Origin of the sequence: Pseudomonas bijieensis (assembly GCF_013347965.1) — a bacterium.
GTDB lineage: Bacteria > Pseudomonadota > Gammaproteobacteria > Pseudomonadales > Pseudomonadaceae > Aquipseudomonas > Aquipseudomonas bijieensis.
This window is the reverse complement of the sequence record NZ_CP048810.1, coordinates 4,338,745-4,353,612: the sequence shown is the minus strand read 5'-3', so window position 1 is coordinate 4,353,612 and position 14,868 is coordinate 4,338,745. Positions and strand designations below refer to the sequence as shown.

At 63.1% G+C, this 14,868-nt stretch carries 13 protein-coding genes; 10 read left to right on the top strand and 3 right to left on the bottom strand.

Annotation, left to right across the window (positions count from 1 at the left end):
- From tssK to tagH, 3 genes are all read right to left on the bottom strand, one after another.
- The gene (gene tssK, locus GN234_RS18970; protein WP_003206916.1) at window positions 1–1,335 is read right to left on the bottom strand and encodes a type VI secretion system baseplate subunit TssK; all 1,335 of its coding nucleotides are present in this window, start codon (window positions 1,333–1,335) and stop codon (window positions 1–3) included.
- A 15-nt stretch (window positions 1,336–1,350) separates the two neighbouring features.
- The gene (tssJ, locus tag GN234_RS18965) at window positions 1,351–1,857 is read right to left on the bottom strand and encodes a type VI secretion system lipoprotein TssJ (RefSeq protein WP_060740022.1); all 507 of its coding nucleotides are present in this window, start codon (window positions 1,855–1,857) and stop codon (window positions 1,351–1,353) included.
- Between the two features lie 68 nt (window positions 1,858–1,925).
- Window positions 1,926–3,428: a type VI secretion system-associated FHA domain protein TagH gene (gene tagH, locus GN234_RS18960; protein ID WP_176688918.1), complete on the bottom strand. Its 1,503-nt coding sequence runs from the start codon at window positions 3,426–3,428 to the stop codon at window positions 1,926–1,928.
- A gap of 417 nt (window positions 3,429–3,845) precedes the next feature.
- Between tagH and tssA the strand changes: the two genes are divergently transcribed.
- The 10 genes from tssA to tssH all read left to right on the top strand — a co-directional run bounded on the left by tssA (window position 3,846) and on the right by tssH (window position 14,724).
- Entirely contained in the window at window positions 3,846–4,889 is a 1,044-nt protein-coding gene (gene tssA / locus GN234_RS18955) for a type VI secretion system protein TssA (protein ID WP_176688917.1), read from the top strand.
- A gap of 81 nt (window positions 4,890–4,970) precedes the next feature.
- On the top strand, window positions 4,971–5,477 hold the full coding sequence (gene tssB, locus GN234_RS18950; protein WP_003177230.1) for a type VI secretion system contractile sheath small subunit: 507 nt from the start codon (window positions 4,971–4,973) through the stop codon (window positions 5,475–5,477).
- Window positions 5,478–5,479: 2 nt separating this feature from the next.
- Entirely contained in the window at window positions 5,480–6,976 is a 1,497-nt protein-coding gene (tssC, locus tag GN234_RS18945; protein WP_163856145.1) for a type VI secretion system contractile sheath large subunit, read from the top strand.
- 227 nt (window positions 6,977–7,203) lie between these two features.
- Window positions 7,204–7,692: an Hcp family type VI secretion system effector gene (locus GN234_RS18940; protein ID WP_003206927.1), complete on the top strand. Its 489-nt coding sequence runs from the start codon at window positions 7,204–7,206 to the stop codon at window positions 7,690–7,692.
- Window positions 7,693–7,773: 81 nt separating this feature from the next.
- Entirely contained in the window at window positions 7,774–8,229 is a 456-nt protein-coding gene (locus tag GN234_RS18935) for a T6SS effector amidase Tae4 family protein (RefSeq protein ID WP_109752744.1), read from the top strand.
- Complete coding sequence (locus tag GN234_RS18930; RefSeq protein ID WP_116833756.1) at window positions 8,226–8,675, top strand: hypothetical protein; 450 nt, start codon at window positions 8,226–8,228, stop codon at window positions 8,673–8,675. Before GN234_RS18935 ends, GN234_RS18930 begins: the two co-directional genes overlap by 4 nt.
- Window positions 8,669–9,181, top strand: a complete 513-nt coding sequence (tssE, locus tag GN234_RS18925; protein WP_003206934.1) for a type VI secretion system baseplate subunit TssE — start codon at window positions 8,669–8,671, stop codon at window positions 9,179–9,181. The genes GN234_RS18930 and tssE overlap by 7 nt, the downstream gene beginning before the upstream one ends.
- Window positions 9,178–11,037, top strand: a complete 1,860-nt coding sequence (gene tssF / locus GN234_RS18920) for a type VI secretion system baseplate subunit TssF (protein WP_109752746.1) — start codon at window positions 9,178–9,180, stop codon at window positions 11,035–11,037. Before tssE ends, tssF begins: the two co-directional genes overlap by 4 nt.
- Window positions 11,001–12,053 (top strand): type VI secretion system baseplate subunit TssG, encoded by a 1,053-nt coding sequence (gene tssG, locus GN234_RS18915; RefSeq protein ID WP_109752747.1) that lies wholly within the window; start codon window positions 11,001–11,003, stop codon window positions 12,051–12,053. The genes tssF and tssG overlap by 37 nt, the downstream gene beginning before the upstream one ends.
- Window positions 12,046–14,724: a type VI secretion system ATPase TssH gene (gene tssH, locus GN234_RS18910; protein ID WP_109752748.1), complete on the top strand. Its 2,679-nt coding sequence runs from the start codon at window positions 12,046–12,048 to the stop codon at window positions 14,722–14,724. The genes tssG and tssH overlap by 8 nt, the downstream gene beginning before the upstream one ends.
- The last annotated feature ends 144 nt before the right edge of the window (window positions 14,725–14,868 follow it).

Here is a 14,868-nt window from a genome sequence, read left to right as displayed (position 1 = left end):
TTATCCTCGGATCGCCCAGAAAGCCAGGTTCAGCCCTGGGAACTGGCCGGCGATGTGGAACGCAAAGCCGCCGGAGTTGCTCAACTGTTGCCAGTGGTCGCTGCCCCGGTCGAGTTCGTAGTAGGTGGAGCCGGCGTGGTACGGCAACTGCCGTGGCGCCACCGGCAACGGCAGCAGGCCGATGCCCGGCAGTTGCAGGTTGACCAGGTCGCGGATGTGCTCCACCGAGCCGACTTTGCTCTGTTGGCCGAAGCGGCCGCGCAGGGTTTCGGCCGGCACATCGGCACGCACCACCAGGATGAAGCTGGCGCTGTCGAGCAAGGTCTTGTCGGCCAGCATCGCCACATGGATGCCGTAGGCTTTCTCGACAATCGGAATCGGCGTCGCCTTGCTGTCGATCAGCATCGACAGGGCTTCGCGCAGGGCCTGCATCACCGGGGCGTAGCTGAGCGCCAGGTCATCGTGCTGGTAAGGCGGGTATTGCTGCGGTCGTCGCCCGGACGCGGTGAACGTGGAGAACTCCCCGGCCAGGCTCACCAGTTCGCTGTAGAAGCGCTCGGGGTGCAGCGGGCTCAACTGGCTCAGGTGCTGGATCAGCGGCTGGGCACGGTTGACCAGTTGCAGCAGCATGAAGTCGGCAATCTCCGAGGCGCCACCGGCACCGGACGCCACCACCCGCCCGGCCAGGGCTTCGCCGCGTTGATGCAGCAGGCCCAGCAGTTCGCTGCGAAACGCCGCCAGCGGCTTGGAGGCAATGACATCCAGCAACGGTGGGATGTAGGCATCGTCGAGCACCAGGGCGCGGTCGGCGCGCTTTTCCTTGATGCGCACCACGCCGATGGCGGCGTAGTCGCCAATGCCATCCTGCTCGGTCAACAACCGCAGGGCCCGGGAGCCGAGGGCGACCGGCGCGCGGTTTTCGAACGGTGCATTGTCGTCGCGCACTTCGCAGACCTGGCTCACATAACGCGCGGCGCCGAGGTCTTCGCCTTCATCCACGGTGTCACGGGCGCCGGCGCGCTTGAGCGGCAAGGCCAGGTACACCAGGCCATCGCGCAGATTGTCGTCGACGTTCAGCGGTGTAGGCGCCAGGTCATCCTGGGGAATGTTGAAAGGCGTGCCGTCCGGCAACAGACCGCGGGCAGAAATGATCGCCAGCTTGCCCTGGGCCAGCAGGCCCTGGTCGATCAGCAATTCGGAAAAACCCCAGGCGCCGGCCGACAACGGGCGGCTGCGTGCGTCGATGAGGTTTTCCAGGTAACGGTCATGCTGCTGGAAGTGCTGCGTTCCAATGAACATGCCTTCCGACCAGACCACGCGATTGTTCCAGGACATGGGGGCTCCGATTGCTTATTGGGCAGGGCTGGATGGGGGGACGACGACGGCGCTGCGCACGGCGCGCACATCGAGGCTGATCTGGTATTCGGTGTATTCGCGGGCCGGGACGTTCATCACCGTGCGCCACAGCGACTGGTCCAGCTCGCGATAGCCCACCAGTATTCCGATGTGCCGTGTGGCCGGGTCGAGGTCGCGTTGCAGGCTCAGTTGCTGGCCGGGCTGGATCAGCACCTCGTCCTGGTCGATCAGGTCGGCGCCCAGGGTGGCCTGGGCCCTTTCGGCCAGGGCGAAATAATCGGAACGGCCGAAGGTCGCGGCATTTTTCAACTCGAAAATGCGCACCCGGACCGGGGCCGGCTGGCCGGTGGCGCCGGGGTTGAGGCCGGCAATGGCATGGAAATGCAGCTCGATGGCGGCGGTGTCGGCCTCAGCTTCTTCGGGCTGGGGGTTGGCCGCATCCTTGGCGCACGCCGTCAGCAGAAGCGCGGTGGCGACTGCGAGTAAAAACCTGGGAATCATCCTGCGTCCTCAATGACGTTTGAGCTATCCGTTGTGTGTCGATCAATCTTGTTATGGGACGGCGCCGCTCAGCGGCGTCGCTGTCGCGTACTGTGTTCTTCGTAGGCGCGGCTGAACTCGCGACCGAACAGGTCCTGGAAATCCTCTTGGGCTTCCCGGGAAATGTTGCTGTAGAGCTCGGTGAACTGCTGCCAGTACTGGGCCTGTCGCGAGCCGCTGAAAATACCCGAGAGCCCACCGGGCTTGGCCATGCGTTCTTCCAGTTGCGCCGGTTCGAAGCGCGCCAGCAGATGCTTGATCGCCGCTTCCACACCGGCCATCACCGCCAGTTGGTGGGCACGCAGGTCATCGAAACTGTCACGCACCGCCGCGTCCGGGGCCATGAACGCCTGATTGCCGTGGCGCAATAGCAACAGCAGCGCTTCATCGACATTGGGAGCGAATTTCAGCGGGTTGTTTTCCACCGGCTGGATCATCGTCTGCTGAATGCGGAACTCGCCCTTGAGGCTGCTGCGGGCGCGCAAGACATCGATCAGGCCTTCGACCATCAACCGATAACTGCGGCCGATGCTTTCCATCTGCGCTTCGGCCTGGGCCTTGTCCAGGCGCAACTGGTCCAGCCCGGCACCGCGCAGGAACGCCTGCAGCAAGTCGGGTTGGTTGGCCTCGACCGGGGCAACTGGAGCAACTGGAGCTGCGACCGGGGGCTCGACGCGGGTGACCGACGCTTCAGGCACGGAGGCCGGCGGCGGTGCGCTGATTTCAGCAAAGATGTCGGCGAGCGGAGCCTGCGCAACAGGCGTCGCGACCGGCTCAATCACAGGTGGTAGCGGCACAGGCGGCGGGGCCAGTGGCTGCGGGGCCACCGCCACTGGCGCAGGCACAGGCTTGTCGCTGAACGGGTCCCAGTCATCCGGAATCACCGAGGCAGGCGGCGGCATCACGGGTTCGACCACAGGCGGCGGGGCCGGTCGGGAAATCGGCGTCGGTGGGCGGAAATCGTGTTGCTCGGCCGGAACATGGTCAGGCTGGGTGGCGGGCGGGACACTGGACGGGCTCAAGAAATCGAACAGGTCCGGCAAGGTGTCCATGGCCGAGCCACCCTGGAAATGCGCAGGCGAAGCCACTTGAATCGGCGATGGCGTATGAAGCGGCGACGGCGTATGCGCAGCGGCGCCCTGGCGCCCCATCAAGGCCTCGAAACTGCTGGGGGATTCGGCGAACGGGTTGCTGTCGGTGACCGGCAGGTTGAAATCGACGCGCGCCTGGATTTCATAATCACCGATGCGGATCACTTCGCCGTCTTGCAGTGGCTCGCTGTTGCCCTTGCGCAGGCGCACGCCGGCCTTGACCAATTCCACACCATTAGTGCTGTTATCGGTTAAATAATAACGCCCGTCTTTGTATTGGATAACGCAATGTTTGCCGGAAACCAGACGCTCGGGGTCCGGTAATACCCAGTCATTATCGATATTGCGGCCAATTGCCATCACCCCCTGATCCATGGACTTTTCAGAACACTGGCCTGGGGTGATCTTGTGATAACTAGTGATAGTCAAACACAGCGGCATCTTGCCTCCTTGCTGAATACATCGCGCGCGGGCGGGTTACGTGAGGATTCAGGCCCTGACTACCCACCCACAACCTTGCCAACCACCGCGAAACGGCTTTTTGCCAGCATGATTGCTGATCATAACCGGCTTGCGTGACAAAAACCCCACGTCAGTTGCCGCTTCGACCACTGGGTCGGGCAGGCTGTTAAGCGCATCACAACTGTTACAGAGGGGCTACACTGGTGAAATAGCTTACCTTGACAAGCGATAAGTACTACACCAAAAATGCACAACTTCTTGAATATAGATGATGGCACTTTAAGATCACTGCGGATCTAAAGGGCCATTATCGTCAAGGAACATGTGAAGTTTCATCCGAAACTTGCGTGTGAACTGCCCGACTTCTTCAAGCGGGTGATAGGGAGATCGATCCAAGTGGATGTGCCTTTGTTGCTCGCCGCCGTTTCCGCGACTTCGCCGTGCGGTGAAGATCTGGAATATGACGCGGATTTCCTGCGCCTGGAACGCGACTCCCGGGGCCAACCCGAGCGCAGCATGGGCGATTCGATCCTGCCTGCCGAACCTCCTGAGTGGCGCAGCATCCAGCAGCAGAGCCTGGACTTGCTGCAACGCAGCAAAGACCTGCGCATCACCCATTTCCTGCTGCAAAGCTCCCTGGCCTTGGAAGGCATTCCGGGGCTCGCCCGCTCGCTGACGTTGATCAGCGAATTACTCAAGCAATACTGGGCCGAGCTGCATCCGCGCCTGGACGCCGATGACGACAACGACCCCACCGTGCGCATCAATGCCCTCGCCGGCCTGACGTCCGATGTCACCATTCGCCTGCTACGTGAAAGCCTCCTGGCCCGTTCGCGGACCTTCGGTGCCGTCAGCCTGCGCGCCGCCGCCAACGCCAGCGGCCTGCAAAGTTTCCCGGATGAAAACCTCGGCGCCGAACAGCTCGCCGGGGCCCTGCTCGACAGCGACCCCGAGCAATTGGAAATCACCCGTGCCGCCCTGCTGGAAGCCCGCAGCGCCGCCGAAGCCATCGAGCAGCAGGTCAGCGACCAGGTCGGTTCCGCCCAAGGCGTGGACCTTGGCCCGTTGAAGCAACCGCTGAAGATGGCCCTGCAGATTCTCGGCCAGTTCGCCCCACAGAGCGGCGACAGCGCCCTGTCCGAGCCTGTCAGCGACAGCGGCACCGCAACAACAGAATATGCCAGCGCGCCAAGCGCACCGCGCAACACCAATAACAGCACCAGCACCGTCAGCGGCGAAATCAACAACCGCGATGACGTGCTGCGCAGCCTGGACCGGATTCTCGCTTACTACACCCGTCATGAGCCCTCCAGCCCGCTGCCGGTGCTGTTGAACCGGGCCAAGAATCTGGTGCACGCCGACTTCGCGGCCATCGTGCGCAACCTGATTCCCGACGGCATGAGCCAATTTGAAAACCTGCGCGGCCCAGACAGCGAATAAAAAGCGAGCGGATCACGCAGTCACGTCACCGGTACCCCCGATGACGCCAACACCGTCGCTCAAGCGACCAGGAGCAGCAACGTGGCGAAGCAAAGTTCTCAGAAATTCATCGCGCGCAACCGCGCGCCTCGAGTGCAGATCGAGTACGACGTCGAGCTCTACGGCGCCGAGAAAAAGGTCCAGTTGCCCTTCGTCATGGGCGTGATGGCCGACCTCGCCGGCAAGCCCGCCGAGCCTCTGGCACCGGTGGCCGACCGCAAGTTCCTCGAGATCGACGTCGACAACTTCGACTCGCGCCTCAAGGCCATGCAGCCGCGCGTGGCGTTCCATGTGCCTAACGAACTGACCGGCGAAGGCAACCTGAGCCTGGACCTGACGTTCGAAAGCATGGACGACTTCAGTCCGGCGGCCGTAGCCCGCAAGGTCGACTCGCTGAACAAATTGCTCGAAGCGCGCACCCAGTTGGCCAACCTGCTGACCTACATGGACGGCAAGACCGGCGCCGAAGAAATCATCATGAAGGCGATCAAGGACCCAGCGCTGTTGCAGGCCCTGGCGAGCGCGCCGAAGCCAGCACAGGACCAATGATCATGACTGACAATACAGCCCGCGAAGGCGCGCAAAACCTGGGCGCCACCGAAGAAACCAGCGAGTTCGCCTCGCTGCTGCTGCAAGAGTTCAAGCCCAAGACCGAGCGCGCCCGCGAAGCCGTCGAGACGGCCGTGCGCACCCTGGCCGAGCAGGCCCTGGCGCAGACCGACCTGGTGTCCAACGACGCCATCAAGTCGATCGAATCGATCATCGCCGCCATCGACGCCAAGCTCACCGCCCAGGTCAACCAGGTCATCCACCACCCCGACTTCCAGCAGCTGGAAAGCGCCTGGCGTGGCCTGCACTACCTGGTCAACAACACCGAGACCGATGAGCAGCTCAAGATCCGCGTGCTCAACATCTCCAAGACCGACCTGCACAAGACTCTGAAGAAATTCAAGGGCACCGCGTGGGACCAGAGCCCGATCTTCAAGAAGATGTACGAAGAAGAATACGGCCAGTTCGGCGGCGAGCCTTACGGCTGCCTGGTGGGTGACTACTACTTCGACCAGTCGCCACCGGACGTGGAACTGCTGGGCGAGCTTTCGAAAGTCTGCGCGGCCATGCACTCCCCGTTCATTGCGGCGGCATCGCCGACCGTGATGGGCATGGGCTCGTGGCAGGAGCTGTCGAACCCGCGCGACCTGACCAAGATCTTCACCACCCCGGAATACGCCGGCTGGCGCTCGCTGCGTGAATCGGAAGACTCGCGCTACATCGGCCTGACCATGCCGCGCTTCCTGGCGCGCCTGCCGTACGGTGCCAAGACCGATCCGGTGGAAGCCTTCGCCTTCGAAGAAAACACCGACGGCGCCGACAGCTCCAAGTACACCTGGGCCAACGCCGCGTACGCGATGGCGGTGAACATCAACCGTTCGTTCAAACACTTCGGCTGGTGCTCGCGCATCCGTGGCGTTGAGTCTGGCGGCGAAGTGGAAAACCTGCCGGCCCACACGTTCCCGACCGATGACGGTGGCGTGGACATGAAGTGCCCGACCGAAATCGCCATCTCGGACCGCCGCGAAGCGGAACTGGCGAAGAATGGTTTCATGCCGCTGCTGCACAAGAAAAACACCGACTTCGCTGCCTTTATCGGCGCCCAGTCGTTGCAGAAACCGGCCGAATACGACGACCCGGACGCCACCGCCAACGCCAACCTGGCCGCGCGCCTGCCGTACCTGTTCGCCACCTGCCGGTTCGCTCACTACTTGAAGTGCATCGTGCGCGACAAGATCGGTTCCTTCAAAGAGAAGGACGAGATGCAGCGCTGGTTGCAGGACTGGATCCTCAACTACGTCGACGGTGACCCGGCGCACTCCACCGAGACCACCAAGGCCCAGCATCCATTGGCTGCCGCTGAAGTGATCGTGGAAGAAGTCGAAGGCAACCCGGGGTACTACAACTCCAAGTTCTACCTGCGCCCGCACTACCAGCTCGAAGGGCTGACCGTGTCGCTGCGCCTGGTATCGAAACTGCCGTCGGCCAAGGGCGCGTAACAACCAGTTGAACGGTACGCAGTAAGAAATGTGGGAGCGAGCCTGCTCGCGATAGCGTTGGATCAGTCGCTACATGCGTTGCCTGACACGCCGCCATCGCGAGCAGGCTCGCTCCCACAGGGGATCTTCAGCAGTTTGGAGATCACCCTGACTCCGCTCGGAGAAACAGATTTCGCAAGGTCAGCGTCAACCAAACAATGTGGTTAGAAACCACACAGGGAGAAAACATGGCTGTTGATATTTTCATCAAGATCGGCGACATCAAGGGCGAGTCCATGGACAAGGCCCACAAGGACGAGATCGATGTCCTGAACTGGAGCTGGGGCATGTCCCAGTCCGGCAACATGCACGTGGGCAGCGGCGGTGGTGCGGGCAAGGTCAACGTCCAGGACCTGTCCCTGACCAAGTACGTCGACAAGGCGTCGCCGAACCTGATGATGCACTGCGCCAGCGGCAAGCACATCGACAAGGTCAAGCTGACCGTACGCAAGGCCGGCGGTGAAAGCCAGGTCGAGTACATGATCATCAACCTGGAAGAAGTGCTGGTCACTTCCCTGAGCACCGGCGGCTCGGGTGGCGATGATCGCCTGACCGAAAACGTCACCCTGAACTTCGCCAAGGTGCTGGTGGACTACCAGCCACAGAAAGCCGATGGCACCAAGGAAGGCGGTCCGGTCAAGTTCGGCTGGAACATCCGTCAGAACGTCAAGGTTTGATCGAACGCGCCCCCGGCGCCACGCGCCGGGGGTGTTTGGTGCTTGCTCGAATCCAATTCTTTTCCACCCGGTATCTGAGTCATGGCCAAGCCTTCGTTTGTCAATTTGTGGAAAGCGTATTCCGATCTGCTGGTGGCCCATCCTGATGCAAAACCTTGCGACGGACCCTGGGCAAACCAATGTGCGATTCGCATGAGCATCACGCTCAATACCGAGCTGACCATCAAGGTCAACAAGTCCACCTACACCGAACCCAAGTGTGCCCATGAACACGCCAGGGGCGCCGAATCGCTGGCGAACTGGCTGTGGAAACATCACCTGGGACGCCCGTTGATCCTCGGCGGAACTGCCGCGGACCGACGCAAGCTGCAAGACAAGACCGGCCTGATTTTCTTCAAGGATTGTTTCCCGCAAATGGGAGAGTCCTCGGAAAGTCGCACCGGCGATCATATCGATCTCTGGAACCGTGGCCTGACCCTCGGGTATGACGATCCGGCCTATCGATCCCGAGCGATCTGGTTCTGGGAGCTCCTATGACCAAGGCTCACTGCGCGATATGGGTCGGCTGCCTGCTAACCAGCCTGACCGCCTGTGCCCAGCAGCAATCTCCGTCAGCAGCGTCCACCGCAGCGGTGGAACATGTCGTCTCGATGGGCGGGCAAACCCTGGTGCTGGAGAATGACCAGGCGCGCTGCGCGCTGCGCAAGCCCGACCAGACCCTGATGCCACTCGACTTGGCCTGGCCCTGCCAATTCACGGTCGATCGACAAGGCAAACCCCACGTCGAAACCTTCGGCAACGTGCCCATTGTCATCGTTGTCCATGTGGCAGGCGGCCCTCAAAACAATCAGGAATGCCGCTCCGAGTACCGCGCCATACGCCAGATCAATGGGCAACTCGAACCCTCGGTAATCGCCCGCAATGCCAGCTGCATGCGCGGCACAGGTGACCAGAAGAATTACACGGGCCTATTCACTTGGTAACCGAAATCGCCACCCGTGATCGCCTGCAACCGTCCCTGCTGGACCGGCTGACCGACGACGATCCGACCAACCCGAAGGAAAGCGCCGACAAGCGCGTGCTCTCCCTGACCCAATTGAAAGCCTCGGTGCTGCGTGACCTGGCCTGGCTGCTCAACACCACCTCATTGCTCAGCGCCGATGCCACGCTGCATACCCCGGCGGGCACCTCGGTGGTGAATTTCGGCCTGCCGGCCCTGGCCGGCAACAGTGCGTCGAACGTCGACGTCTCGGCCCTGGAAACGCTGATCCACCAGGCTATCGCCACGTTCGAACCGCGGATCCTGCGCCACACCCTACGCGTGCGTGCCAGGGCAACCGCCGAGATGAACCACAACGCCCTGAGTTTCGAGATCGAAGGCGATCTCTGGGCCCAGCCCGTGCCGCTGCGCCTGATGCTGCAAACCGACCTGGACCTGGAAACCGGCCACGTGCGCGTGGTCAATGCCGACCAGCGGAGACGCTCATGAACCCGCGCCTGCTGGAGCTGTACAACCAGGAACTGCACCACGTGCGCGAAAGCGCGGCGGAGTTCGCCAAGGAATACCCCAAGATCGCCAGTCGGCTGACGTTGTCCGGCATGGACTGCGCCGACCCGTATGTCGAGCGCCTGCTGGAAGGCTTTGCCTACCTGACGGCGCGGGTGCAGCTCAAGCTCGATGCCGAGTACCCGACCTTCACCCACAACCTGCTGGAAATCGCCTACCCGCATTACCTGGCGCCAACACCGTCGATGACCGTGGTGCAGATGCAGGCCGACCCGGACGAAGGCTCGCTGAGCAGTGGTTTCCCGCTGCCGCGCGATACCGTCCTGCGTGCGGCCCTGGGTCGCGAAACCCAGACCTGCTGCGAGTACCGCACCGCCCACGCGGTGACGTTGTGGCCGTTGCAGGTCAGCCAGGCCGAATATTTTGGCAACCCGTCCGCCGTGCTCGGGCGCCTGGCCGCCAGCGAACCAAAAGCCAAGGCCGGCCTGCGCATCACCTTGCGCACCGGCGCCGAGCTGCCGTTCAACAGCCTGGCCCTGGACAACCTGCCGCTGTACTTGAGCGGCGCCGACGAGCAACCCTTCCGCCTCTACGAGCAACTGCTGGGCAACGCCTGCGCAGTGTTCGCCCGCAAGCCCGGCGGCAATTGGGTCGAACGCCTGCCGCAAGACGCGCTGCGCTCACGTGGCTTCGACGATGCCGACGCCGCGCTGCCGGTGGTGCCGCGGGCCTTCCAGGGCTATCGCCTGTTGCAGGAATACTTCGCCCTGCCCCACCGCTTCCTGTTTGTCGACTTCACCCAGTTGAGCCGCGCGGTCAAGCGTTGCGACGGCCAGGAACTGGAGTTGATCGTGCTGTTCGACCGTCACGATCCAAGCCTGGAAGGCAGCGTCGGTGCTTCGCAGTTCCTGCCGTTCTGCACCCCGGCCATCAACCTGTTTCCCAAGCGCCTGGATCGCATTCACTTGTCGGAGCGGGTCAACGAACACCATGTGATCGCCGACCGCACCCGGCCGATGGATTTCGAGGTGCACTCACTGAGCGGCCTCACCGGCCACGGCACTGGGCCGGAGCAGCCGTTCCTGCCGTTCTACGCCGTGCGCGATCCGTCCCGCTACGGCCGCGACCAGGCCTACTACACCGTACGGCGCGAGCCGCGCGTGCTGTCCAGCGACCAACGGCGCAACGGCCCACGCTCGACCTACATCGGCAGCGAAACCTTCGTCAGCCTGGTGGACAGCCAGCAAGCGCCCTATCGCCACGACCTGCGCCAACTGGGCGTGACCGCGCTGTGCACCAACCGCGACCTGCCGCTGTTCATGAGCGTGGGCAGCGGCAAGACCGACTTCACCCTGGCCGACAGCGCCCCGGTTGGTGCGGTGCGTTGCGTGGCCGGGCCGAGTCGCCCACGGGCCAGCCATGCCCACGATGCCAAAGCCTGGCGATTGATCAGCCAGTTGTCGCTGAACTACTTGTCGTTGAGCGAACAAGGCCAAGGCGCCGCCGCCCTGCGCGAATTGCTGCGCCTGTACGGCGACAGCAACGACGCGGCGCTGCAATTGCAGATCGAAGGCCTGCGCGAAGTCAGCAGCAAGGCCTGCACCCGGCGCTTGCCAATGCCCGGCCCGATCGTGTTCGGTCGGGGCCTGGAGATCACCCTGGAATTCGATGAAAACGCGTTTCGCGGCACCGGGGTGTTCCTGCTCGGCGCCGTGTTCGAGCGCTTCCTGGCACGCTACGTGTCGATCAACAGTTTTACCGAGACGGTGATCCGTACCACCGAACGCGGCGAGATCATGCGATGGAAAGCCAAGCCCGGACGTCGTCCGACCCTGTGAGTACCCTGGAAGCGATGCACCAGGAGCCCTGGGAATACGACTTCTTCCAGGCGTTGCGGCGCATCGAGTGCGAATCCCCCGAGCTGCCGCGCCTGGGCCATTCCCTGCGCCTGGCCGATGACCCGTTGCGCCTCGGACAACAGGCCGATTGCACCTTCGCCCCGGCCACCCTCGCCTCGGTGCAACCGGGCGGCGACGGTGTACCGGCGCGCCTGGAGCAATTCTTCTTCGGCCTTGGCGGCCCCAACGGCCCGATGCCGCTGCACATCACCGAGTACGTGCGCGAGCGCCAGCGCAACAACGCCGACAGCACCAGCAAACGCTTCCTCGATGTGTTTCACCATCGCCTGCTCAGCCTGTTCTACCGGGCCTGGGCCGAAGCGCGGCCAACGGTCAGCCATGACCGCCCGGACGATGACTATTGGTCGGCGCGCCTGGCCGCCCTCAGCGGCCGGGGCATGCCGAGCCTGCTCAACCAAGGGCTGATCCCCGACACGGCGAAGCTGCACTACAGCGGCCACCTGGCGGCACAAACCCGTTACCCGGACGGTTTGAAGGCAATTCTCAGCGAGTACTTCGGCCTGCCGGTGGAGATCGAAGAGTACGTCGGCCAATGGCTGGAACTGCCGGAACGCAGCCGCGTCGGTGTCAGCGCTCATCAATTGGGCGTGGACTTCTGCCTGGGCCGCTACGTGTGGGATCGCCAGCACAAATTCCGCATTCGCCTGGGGCCACTCAAGCTCGTCGACTACATGGGCATGCTTCCCGGCAGCCAGCCGTTCAACGAGCTGGTGGCCTGGGTCGCCGAATACCTGGGCCACGAACTGGACTGGGACCTGAACCTGGTCCTGGAACAGCCTGAAGTCCCGGCGCTACAACTCAACGGTCATTTCCGCCTGGGTTTCAACACCTGGCTGGGACGTCCCGAAACAGATGCCAACGATTTAATACTGGCCCGGCATTACGCCGAACAGGCCAACACCTCACAGACCTCAAGGAGCCATGAGCATGGGTGAAATCAGTCGCGCCGCGTTGTTCGGCAAACTCAACAGCGTGGCTTACAAAGCCATCGAAGCCGCCACCGTGTTCTGCAAGTTGCGCGGTAACCCGTATGTGGAACTGGCCCACTGGTTTCATCAGTTGCTGCAACTGCAGGACTCGGACCTGCATCGCATCATCCGCCAGTTCAACATCGAGCCGGCGCGCCTGGCCCGTGACCTGACCGAAGCGCTGGACCGTTTGCCACGGGGCTCGACGTCGATCACCGACCTGTCCTCTCACGTGGAAGAAGCCGTGGAACGCGGCTGGGTCTACGGCAGCCTGATGTTCGGCGAAAGCCAGGTGCGCACCGGTTACCTGGTGCTGGGCATTCTCAAGACGCCAAGCCTGCGCCATGCGCTGCTGGGCCTGTCGTCGGAGTTCGACAAGGTCAAGGTCGAAGCCCTGAGCGAACGTTTTGACGAATACGTCGGCGACTCGCCGGAAAATGCCCTGACCGCCAGCGACGGCTTCAATGCCGGTGCCGTGCCGGGCGAAGCCAGCGGCGCCATGGCCCCTAGCGCCATGGGCAAGCAGGAAGCCCTCAAGCGCTTCACCGTCGACCTCACCGAACAGGCCCGCAGCGGCAAGCTCGACCCGATCGTCGGGCGTGACGAAGAGATCCGCCAACTGGTGGACATCCTCATGCGCCGCCGGCAGAACAACCCGATCCTCACCGGTGAAGCCGGCGTGGGCAAGACTGCCGTGGTCGAAGGCTTTGCCCTGCGCATCGTCGCTGGCGACGTGCCGCCGGCCCTCAAAGACGTGGAACTGCGCAGCCTCGACGTTGGCCTGTTGCAGGCCGGCGCAAGCATGAAGGGCGAATTCGAACAGCGCCTGCGCCAGGTCATCGAAGACGTCCAGGCCTCGCCCAAGCCGATCATCCTGTTCATCGACGAAGCCCACACCCTGGTGGGTGCCGGTGGTGCCGCCGGTACGGGCGACGCGGCCAACCTGCTCAAGCCGGCACTGGCCCGCGGCACCTTGCGCACCGTGGCTGCCACGACCTGGGCCGAGTACAAGAAGCACATCGAAAAAGACCCGGCCCTGACCCGGCGTTTCCAAGTGGTGCAAGTGGCCGAGCCGTCGGAAGACAAGGCCCTGCTGATGATGCGTGGCGTGGCCTCGACCATGGAAAAACACCACCAGGTGCAGATCCTCGACGAAGCCCTGGAAGCCTCGGTCAAGCTGTCCCACCGCTACATTCCCGCACGGCAGTTGCCGGACAAATCCGTGAGCCTGCTGGACACCGCCTGCGCCCGCGTCGCCATCAGCCTGCACGCCGTGCCGGCCGAAGTGGACGACAGCCGTCGGCGCATCGAAGCGCTGGAAACCGAGCTGCAAATCATCGCCCGTGAACACGCGATTGGCGTGGTCATCGGCAGCCGCCAGACCCAGACTGAAAACCTGCTGAGCAGCGAGCGCGAACGCCTGGCCGAGCTGGAAAGCCGCTGGGCCGAAGAGAAAACCCTGGTCGACGAACTGCTCGCCACCCGCGCCACCCTGCGCGAGCGCGTCGGCGTGGTGGACAGCGAGGATGGCAGCGAGACCAGCCACGAACTGCGCGAGAAACTGGTGGACCTGCAGCAGCGCCTGACCGCTCTGCAAGGTGAAACCCCGCTGATCCTGCCGACCGTGGACTACCAGGCCGTGGCCTCGGTGGTCGCCGACTGGACCGGTATCCCGGTGGGCCGCATGGCTCGCAACGAGCTGGAGACCGTGCTCAACCTCGACCAGCACCTGAAGAAACGCATCATCGGCCAGGACCACGCCTTGCAGATGATCGCCAAGCGCATCCAGACCTCCCGCGCCGGCCTCGACAACCCGAGCAAGCCAATTGGTGTGTTCATGCTCGCCGGCACCTCCGGCGTGGGCAAGACCGAAACCGCCCTGGCCCTGGCCGAAGCCATGTACGGCGGCGAGCAGAACGTCATCACCATCAACATGAGCGAGTTCCAGGAAGCCCACACCGTGTCCACCCTCAAGGGCGCGCCACCGGGCTACATCGGCTACGGCGAAGGCGGCGTGCTGACCGAAGCCGTACGGCGCAAACCGTACAGCGTGGTGCTGCTGGACGAGGTGGAAAAAGCCCACCCGGACGTGCATGAAATCTTCTTCCAGGTGTTCGACAAAGGCGTGATGGAGGACGGCGAAGGCCGAGTGATCGACTTCAAGAACACCTTGATCCTGCTGACCACTAACGCCGGCACCGAGTTGATTGCCGACGTCTGCAAAGACCCGCAAAACGTGCCCGAGCCGGAGGACATCGCCAAGGCCCTGCGCCAGCCGTTGCTGGAGATTTTCCCGCCGGCCCTGCTCGGTCGCCTGGTGACGATTCCGTACTACCCGCTCAGCGACGAGATGCTCAAGGCCATCACCCGCCTGCAACTCAACCGCATCAAGAAGCGTGTGGAGAGCACCCACAAGGTGGCCTTCGACTACGACGACGCGGTGATCGACCTGATCGTCTCGCGCTGCACCGAAACCGAAAGCGGCGGGCGCATGATCGACACCATCCTGACCAACAGCCTGCTGCCGGACATGAGCCGCGAGTTCCTGACCCGCATGCTCGAAGGCAAGGCCCTGGCGGGCGTGCGGATCAGCGCCGTGGATAACGAATTGCAGTACGATTTCAGCGACGCGGCCTGACCTGACAGGAACACAGTCACTTCTGTGGCAGATATCCCTGTGGGAGCGAGCCTGCTCGCGATAGCGGAGTTACATTCAACATCAATGTTGACTGACACACCGCCATCGCGAGCAGGCTCGCTCCCACAGTTGGGATTGCGTTGC